General features: G+C 70.6%; 10 protein-coding genes and 1 pseudogene. 6 read left to right on the top strand and 5 right to left on the bottom strand.

Translation table 11 applies throughout. The features are described 5' to 3' along the window. Positions 1 to 125 precede the first annotated feature (125 nt). Complete coding sequence (snpA, locus tag ACFWRO_RS35975) at positions 126 to 785, bottom strand: snapalysin (RefSeq protein WP_384518561.1); 660 nt, start codon at positions 783 to 785, stop codon at positions 126 to 128. 211 nt (positions 786 to 996) lie between these two features. Between snpA and ACFWRO_RS35970 the strand changes: the two genes are divergently transcribed. From ACFWRO_RS35970 to ACFWRO_RS35955, 4 genes are all read left to right on the top strand, one after another. Further along, positions 997 to 1,953: a LysR family transcriptional regulator gene (locus ACFWRO_RS35970; protein WP_384518559.1), complete on the top strand. Its 957-nt coding sequence runs from the start codon at positions 997 to 999 to the stop codon at positions 1,951 to 1,953. Then, positions 1,950 to 2,231, top strand: coding sequence for a hypothetical protein (locus ACFWRO_RS35965; protein ID WP_384518556.1), 282 nt, complete (start codon positions 1,950 to 1,952; stop codon positions 2,229 to 2,231). Before ACFWRO_RS35970 ends, ACFWRO_RS35965 begins: the two co-directional genes overlap by 4 nt. Continuing rightward, entirely contained in the window at positions 2,228 to 2,716 is a 489-nt protein-coding gene (locus ACFWRO_RS35960) for a GNAT family N-acetyltransferase (RefSeq protein WP_384518553.1), read from the top strand. Before ACFWRO_RS35965 ends, ACFWRO_RS35960 begins: the two co-directional genes overlap by 4 nt. A gap of 99 nt (positions 2,717 to 2,815) precedes the next feature. After that, positions 2,816 to 3,388 carry a GNAT family N-acetyltransferase gene (locus ACFWRO_RS35955; protein WP_384518550.1) on the top strand — a complete coding sequence of 191 codons (573 nt, stop codon included), beginning with the start codon at positions 2,816 to 2,818 and terminating at the stop codon, positions 3,386 to 3,388. Positions 3,389 to 3,522: 134 nt separating this feature from the next. Here ACFWRO_RS35955 and ACFWRO_RS35950 read toward each other — a convergent pair whose 3' ends face one another. Further along, a complete protein-coding gene (locus ACFWRO_RS35950; protein WP_384518548.1) occupies positions 3,523 to 3,738 on the bottom strand; it encodes a DUF6243 family protein in 216 nt (71 codons plus the stop codon). 266 nt (positions 3,739 to 4,004) lie between these two features. Further along, positions 4,005 to 4,400, bottom strand: a complete 396-nt coding sequence (sodN, locus tag ACFWRO_RS35945) for a superoxide dismutase, Ni (RefSeq protein ID WP_315891151.1) — start codon at positions 4,398 to 4,400, stop codon at positions 4,005 to 4,007. Positions 4,401 to 4,597: 197 nt separating this feature from the next. Between sodN and sodX the strand changes: the two genes are divergently transcribed. Then, positions 4,598 to 5,032 carry a nickel-type superoxide dismutase maturation protease gene (gene sodX / locus ACFWRO_RS35940; RefSeq protein WP_384518545.1) on the top strand — a complete coding sequence of 145 codons (435 nt, stop codon included), beginning with the start codon at positions 4,598 to 4,600 and terminating at the stop codon, positions 5,030 to 5,032. Here the strand turns inward: sodX and ACFWRO_RS35935 are convergent. Further along, entirely contained in the window at positions 4,936 to 5,565 is a 630-nt protein-coding gene (locus ACFWRO_RS35935; RefSeq protein WP_384518542.1) for a CGNR zinc finger domain-containing protein, read from the bottom strand. The two genes, sodX and ACFWRO_RS35935, sit on opposite strands and share 97 nt — an antisense overlap. A 94-nt stretch (positions 5,566 to 5,659) precedes the next feature. Here ACFWRO_RS35935 and ACFWRO_RS35930 point away from each other — a divergent pair, with 94 nt between their 5' ends. After that, entirely contained in the window at positions 5,660 to 6,424 is a 765-nt protein-coding gene (locus tag ACFWRO_RS35930) for a class I SAM-dependent methyltransferase (protein ID WP_384518539.1), read from the top strand. Between the two features lie 62 nt (positions 6,425 to 6,486). On the opposite strand, the pseudogene ACFWRO_RS35925 reads toward ACFWRO_RS35930, so the two are convergent. Next, positions 6,487 to 6,588: pseudogene (locus ACFWRO_RS35925) on the bottom strand (ectoine/hydroxyectoine ABC transporter ATP-binding protein EhuA); the annotation flags it as partial.

Raw genomic sequence — 6,588 nt, 5'->3', positions numbered from 1 at the left:
CAACCCACCCACCCCCACACAAACTGTGGTGGCCCCCCCCCCCGGGGGCGCGGTCCCGCACCGGGGGGGGGGGCGGGGGGGCGCCCCCCCCCCCCCCCCCGCCGGGGTGGGGGGTGTGAGGCGGGTCAGAACGTCTTGGCTGCCGAGGCGAGGCCGAAGCGCCACAGCTGGTCGACGCGCGCCCGCTCCTGGGCGTTGGGCTGGGCGTTCTGACAGGACGTGCCGGGGCCGCCGCCGGACATCAGCTCGCTGCACGGGCCGGAGTAGCGGTCCGGGAGGCCGAGGACGTGCCCGGTCTCGTGGGCGGTGACGCGGGTGGAGTTGTACTGCTGGTTCTGCCGGTAGTCGAGGAAGATGTAGCCGTTGCCGTGCCCGTCGGTGCTGGCGTACGAGCCGCGCGAGTCATTGCCCTCGTAGTAGGCGAAGTCGGCGTTGCCGCCCTCCACCAGCCGTACGTTGACGACCGAGCTGTTCCATATCTGGGTGCTCCGGGCGATCTGGGTGCGGAAGCTCGGGGCGTTGGCGGCGCTGTAGACGACGGTGACGGCGGCGGCGCCGGGGTTGGCGGCCCGCTTCTTCGCCACGGACTTCATGACGGCGTCGTGGAAGGCCTTGGTCGCCTTGGCGTCCTCGGCGGATCCGGCGTAGGCCGCGTACCCGGCGCTCGCCGAGGACGGGCCGGCGGGTGCCGCCGCAACGGCCACCGGCGCGGCGCCGAGTGCGGCGGCGAGTCCGAGGCCGAGGGTGGCGGCGAGGGAGGCGGTGAGGACCTTGGGGTGTCGCATGGGGGGCTCCTCCTGGGTCGGTTGGAGAGAGTGTCGGGGGAGCCGGGGTGCGTACGGATGATGGCAGCAGGCGATAGCACGAAGGCATCACCGGCGTTCGTGCTGTCGCGGCGTTCAGTCTCTCCGACTGTCTGAACTTCCTTGGAATCAGCGGGAATTGGTGCGACTTGGGTGTCTGGTGCGGCACCCGGTGCCGTCCTACTCTCGGGGCATGGAGCTGGAGGTCAGGCATCTGCGCGCGCTCTGCGCCATCGCGGAGACGGGCAGTCTGCACAAGGCGGCGCGTCAACTGGGCATGAGCCAGCCCTCGTTGACGACTCAGCTGCGCCGGATCGAGAACTCTCTGGGCGCGGAGCTGTTCTCGCGCGGCCGCACCGGCTGCCGGCCGACACCGCTCGGCCGTTCGGTGCTCAGCCGGGCCAGGCCGCTGGTCGACCAGATGGCGATGCTGATCAGCGAGGCCAGGGCCGAGGCGGCGCGTACCGGCGGGCCCCGGCTGCGGGTCGGATCGACGGCGAGCAGGGCCCTGCCGGGCTGGCTGCGCCGGTTGCGCCAGGGGCTCCCCGGCACGGACATCGGGCTCCATATGGACGTCTCCGCCAACGCGCTGGTGCGGTCGGTCGCGGCGGGCCAGCTGGACGTGGCCTTCGTCCACGAGGTGGAGGGGTGCCCGCTGCGGGTGCCGGAGGGGCTCCAGGAGCGCGTACTGATCGAACGGGAGCCGCAGTTCGTCTCGTTGGCCCCGGACCATCCGGCGGCGCGGCACCCGGTGGTGGCGCTGACCGACCTCGCCGAGGACCGCTGGATGGTCGACCCGACGGTGGACGGCGAGTGGGACGGGCTGAGACGGGTGCTGAGCGAGGCCGGCATCGATCCGCCGCTGCTGCACTGCGATTACCACACGGCGGCGTCCCTGATCGTCCTCGGCGAGGCGGTGGCGCCGTGCCAGCCGACATCGTTGCCGCGCGAGGATCTGGCGATCCGTCCCTTACGGGACGACCCCTTGGCGGTCCGTCTCCTGCTCTACGCGCGCGAGGGAGCCTCGCTCGACCCGCTGTACGACGATCTGGCGGCGGCCTACCGGGAGGCGGCGCTGCGGGCGGCGCCGTACCGGCAGTGGCTGCGGCGGAACGGGATGTCGGTGGGGGCGGGCATGATGACGGTATGACGGACAGTTCGGATCGCGCGGCTCTCGGAGCAACGGCCACGCTCGTCGACGAGAAGGCGCTGATGGCGCTGGCGGAGGGGCACCACACCCGGACCGCGCGGGCGTGGGGCACGCGGGAGGCCGGCGGGCACCTCGTGAAGGTGTACGCGATCGAGGCACCGGGCCGCACGGTAGGCGAGGCCGACCTCGGGCCCGCCCTGCGGCTCGCGGCCGACCAGCTGGCGCTGGGCCGTCGCGCGGGCGCGCTGGGCCTCGCCATCGAGGGGGACGTTCGGTGAGCGCGGCACCTGCGGCTCGTATCCGGCACGCCCGCCGGGAGGACCTGGACCGGGTGGCCGAACTGGCCGCCGAGCACGCGGCGTACGAGAAGGCGACGCCCCCGGCCCCGGGCTTGGCGAGGCGCTTGGAGCCCTTGATCTTCGGCGCACCGGACGCACCCGGCCGCCTGCGCTGCCTGGTGGCGGAACTCCCGGACGGCCGCCTGGTCGGCTACGCCACGTGCGCCCCGGAGCTGTCCACCTGGGACGGCGCCGAGTACCTCCACATGGACTGCCTCTACCTCGCGGCCACGGAACGAGGCCTGGGCCTTGGCCCCCTCTTCATGGCGGCCCTGCGCGAGGAGGCCAGCTCCCTGGGCTTGACGGAGATCCAGTGGCAGACGCCGACCTGGAACGAGGGCGCGATCCGCTTCTACGACCGCCTGGGCGCCACGTCGAAGCAGAAGCTGCGCTACTCGCTCGCGGTGGAGCCGACGACGGGCTGAGGCGGCGGCCAGGGCCCGTCGAGCAGCCGCGAGGCTTCGGCGACGATGGCGGAGGCATGGGAGGGACAAGCAGACGATGAATGGCTACGGTGGCACGCCATGACCAGCAGAACTCCCATAAGCCCCACGTCGATTCGCGTGATCGAGCCCTCCGACGCCCCCGCACTCGCCGGCCTGCTAGCCCAGGACAGGCAGGCGTACGCGCGCTGGCTGCCCGAGAGGCCCGAGGAGTTCTACACGCCCGCCGGACAGGCCTCAGTCATCGAATCCCTGCTGGCCTCCCACGACCGGGGACTCGCATGGCCCGGAGTCGTGCTCTCAGACGAGACAGTCATCGGCCAGATCACCATCAGCTCGATCCTGCGCGGCCCCTTCCAGAAGGGCTATCTCGGCTACTGGATCTCCTCACTCCACGAGGGCCTCGGCCACACGAGCCGAGCCGTCGCCTTGGCCCTGCGGGTCGCCGCGGACGACCTGAACCTGCACCGCCTGGAGGCCCACACCCAACTCGACAACCTCGCGTCCCAGGCCATCCTCCGCAAACACGGCTTCACCACCTGGGGCATCGCCCACGACCACTTCTACGCCGACGGCGCCTGGCGCGACGAGGTCTTCTGGGAACGCACACTGACGGGCACGTCGCCTCGGCGGGCCCGACCGGGGTCGCGGTGATCTGCCGGTGATCGTTCTACAACCCGTCCTGGAAATCTGGGCCCCCGACGGCTTCGACCTCTGGCCAGTCGCCGCTACGAGGCCGCAAGGCTAAGGCCCTGCCTCGTACGGTGCCGCCCTGTGGCGGCGGTGCGTCAGCTCTGAGCGGGTTCGTCGCCCGTCTGCCCGGCGCCCTCGGCTGTGCCTGTCTTCTCGCGCATCTTGCGTACCAGCTCCGCCTTCTTGTCCGCTGCGTTCTGGCGATCGAGGTTGCGGTGCGGACCGTTGTTCTGCCGTTCGGCGCGGGACAGCTTCTTGCGCTGGCCGCCGCCCTGGCCCACGGGGTTGTTGATGTTCTTGCTGTCGGTCACGGGTTCTCCCGGTAATGATGTGAAGTGATCCAGGGATTCATCGGTGGGGGACGGGCGGCGACGTCGAAGAACGTCAGCAGAGGCCCATCGCGCTCTCACTCGTGAATCGGCGTCTAGAAGAACATGACAAAGACGTTACCCGGTTCCGCCGACCCCGCACGCCAACCCCTTCGCCGCCCGGCACCGGCCGGGCCTTCGACGGGCCGAAGGGCCCGACCGGGGTTGCCGGGCGGGCCCTTCGGGTGGTGCTTGGGGTGGGAGGAAGGTCAGGCCTTCTTCGTCTCCCAGAAGATGCGGTCGACCTCGGCGATGAGTTCCAGCGCCTTCTCGCCCGTCTTCGGGTCCGTCGACGCCTTCGCGGCCGAGAGGGCCTTCAGGGTGTCGTTGATGAGCGCGTGCAGCTCGGGGTACTTCTCGAAGTGCGGGGGCTTGAAGTAGTCGCTCCACAGCACCGAGATGTGGTGCTTCGCGAGCTCCGCGCGCTGTTCCTTGATGACCGTGGCACGCGCGCGGAAGTGCGCGTCCTCGTTGGCCTGGTACTTCTCCTGGACGGCCTTGACCGACTCGGCCTCGATGCGGGCCTGGGCCGGGTCGTAGACACCGCAGGGGAGGTCGCAGTGGGCGCTGACCTTCACCTTGGGGGCAAACAGGCGGGAGAGCATGCAGCGGTCCTTCCTCGTGATCGTCTTCTCAGGTGGGAGATTACTCCCCGAGAAGGCGGTTTTCGCGAGCGCCCCCAGGGGCTTAGGACAAAAGTCCAGGGTCACCATGGGACTCGTGGACGAGTGGACGAGCGGTTGAGCGAGTGGTCCGGCGAGTGGACGTGCGCGTGGATGAGCGGATCAGGAGGCGGCTTCGCATGACGGACGCGGGAAGCGAGCCGAGGCCCGGGGCCCGGCCTCTGTTCGGGATCGCCGAGGTCACGGGGATTTCCATGGTGCCCACGCTCCTTCATGGCGATCAGCTCCTCGTGCACTACGGCGCGAGGCTGCGGCCCGGGAACGTGGCCGTACTGCGGCACCCCCTCCAGCAGGATCTCCTCATCGTCAAGCGTCTGATCGAGCGACAGGGCGGCGGGTGGTGGGTGCTCGGGGACAATCCCGGTGCCGAGGGGGACAGTCGGGTGTTCGGTGTCGTGCCGGGCGAGCTGGTTCTCGGGCGGGTACGGGTGCGGTACCGGCCCGTCACGCCCGGGCGTCAGCGGTCGGCCGGTGTGCTGCTCTCCTGGTTGTTCTCGGCCGTCAGGCCCGTCGCGTCCGACCGTTCGGCCTCCAGGCGCTTGCGGGCCCGGTAGGCGGCCACATTGGCGCGGGTCGCGCAGCGGTCCGAGCAGTAGCGGCGGGAGCGGTTGGTCGACGTGTCGAGGTACGCGTTGCGGCAGGGCGGCGCCTGGCAGAGGCCGAGCCGGTCGGCGCCGAACTCCGTGAGGTGGAAGGCGAGTCCCATCGCCGCGATCGCCGCGAACCCCGCCGTCGCGTTCGAGGGGTGATCGGCGAGGTGCATGTGCCAGCGCGGATGCCCCTCGTCGTCCAGATAGTCGTGGCCCGAGATCTGCGGGCTGACGGGGAACTCCAGGAGCAGTGAGTTCAGCAGGTCCACCGCCTGCCTGTGGTCGCCCTCGTCCGCCGCGGTGAAGACCGCCCGCAGCCGGGTGCGTACCGAACGGAAGCGCGTCACGTCGGCGTCCGTCGCCCGCCTGGCCATCTGCGAGGCCGCGCCGAAGAGCTCCCTGACCGCCTCGACCGACGTCAGCGAGTCCTTGTTGCGGGCCGGCTCCTCGGTGTTGACCAGACGCACGGCGTAATCCGAGTAATAGGCCAGTTCCACTTGTAGTCCTTACGGTGGAGGGCTAGGGTCGGGGGCGGAAGGGGTAATGGACAGTACCCCTTCGAGGGTATTACGGATCGGGTGGAGGGGTGTCATGACGGACGCGGCAGCGACCGGAACCGACTGGGCGGCCTGGCAGGAGAGCTGGGACCGTCAGCAGGAGTGGTACATGCCGGACCGCGAGGAGCGGTTCCGCGTGATGCTCGACATGGTCGAGGCCGTGGTGGGGCCGGAGCCCCGCGTCCTCGACCTGGCGTGCGGTACTGGGAGTATCACGGATCGGCTCCTCAAGAGGTTCCCGAAGGCGACCAGCGTCGGCGTCGACCTCGACCCCGCCCTGCTCGCCATCGCCCGCGGGTACTTCGCCGGCGACGAGCGGGTCAGCTTCCTCACCGCCGATCTCAAGGATCCGCTGTGGGTCGAAGGGCTGCCGCATGGTTCTTACGACGCCGTGCTCACCGCCACCGCGCTCCACTGGCTCCACACCGAGCCGCTCACCGCGCTCTACGGTCAGCTCGCCGGCCTCGTCCGCGACGGCGGCGTCTTCATGAACGCCGACCACATGATCGACGAGACCACGCCCCGGATCAACGCCGCCGAGCGCGCCCACCGGCACGCCGTCATGGACCACGCCAAGGACGCCGGCGCGCTCGACTGGGCCGCCTGGTGGGCCGTGGCCGGCCAGGACCCGGTCCTCGCCGAGCCGACCGCCCGCCGCTTCGAGATCTACGGCGAGCACGCCGACGGCGACATGCCCTCGGCCCGCCGCCACGCCGAGATCCTCCGCGCCGCCGGCTTCGACGAGGCCCGCGCCGTCTGGGCCTCGCCCTCCGACACGCTTCTCCTCGCGCTGAAGTAGATATGCGAAGGGGCGGTACGGAGGACTCCTCCGTACCGCCCCTTCCGCTTGGCCGCAGGCCCTTACAGCACCTTCGACAGGAACGCCTTGGTCCTGTCGTGCTGGGGGTTGGTCAGGACGTCGCGGGGGTGGCCGGACTCGACCACCACGCCGCCGTCCATGAA

Source organism: Streptomyces sp. NPDC058579 (assembly GCF_042718575.1).
Lineage (GTDB): Bacteria > Actinomycetota > Actinomycetes > Streptomycetales > Streptomycetaceae > Streptomyces.
The sequence above is the reverse complement of the archived record's forward strand: the minus strand, read 5'-3'. Positions and strand labels throughout refer to the sequence as shown.

What these genes read in the sequence shown, in the direction of transcription:
- snpA (WP_384518561.1), bottom strand. Translation starts at nt 785, where the DNA reads ATGCGACACCCCAAGGTCCTCACCGCCTCCCTCGCCGCCACCCTCGGC.
- ACFWRO_RS35970 (WP_384518559.1), top strand. Translation starts at nt 997, where the DNA reads ATGGAGCTGGAGGTCAGGCATCTGCGCGCGCTCTGCGCCATCGCGGAG.
- ACFWRO_RS35965 (WP_384518556.1), top strand. Translation starts at nt 1,950, where the DNA reads ATGACGGACAGTTCGGATCGCGCGGCTCTCGGAGCAACGGCCACGCTC.
- ACFWRO_RS35955 (WP_384518550.1), top strand. Translation starts at nt 2,816, where the DNA reads ATGACCAGCAGAACTCCCATAAGCCCCACGTCGATTCGCGTGATCGAG.
- sodN (WP_315891151.1), bottom strand. Translation starts at nt 4,400, where the DNA reads ATGCTCTCCCGCCTGTTTGCCCCCAAGGTGAAGGTCAGCGCCCACTGC.
- sodX (WP_384518545.1), top strand. Translation starts at nt 4,598, where the DNA reads ATGACGGACGCGGGAAGCGAGCCGAGGCCCGGGGCCCGGCCTCTGTTC.
- ACFWRO_RS35930 (WP_384518539.1), top strand. Translation starts at nt 5,660, where the DNA reads ATGACGGACGCGGCAGCGACCGGAACCGACTGGGCGGCCTGGCAGGAG.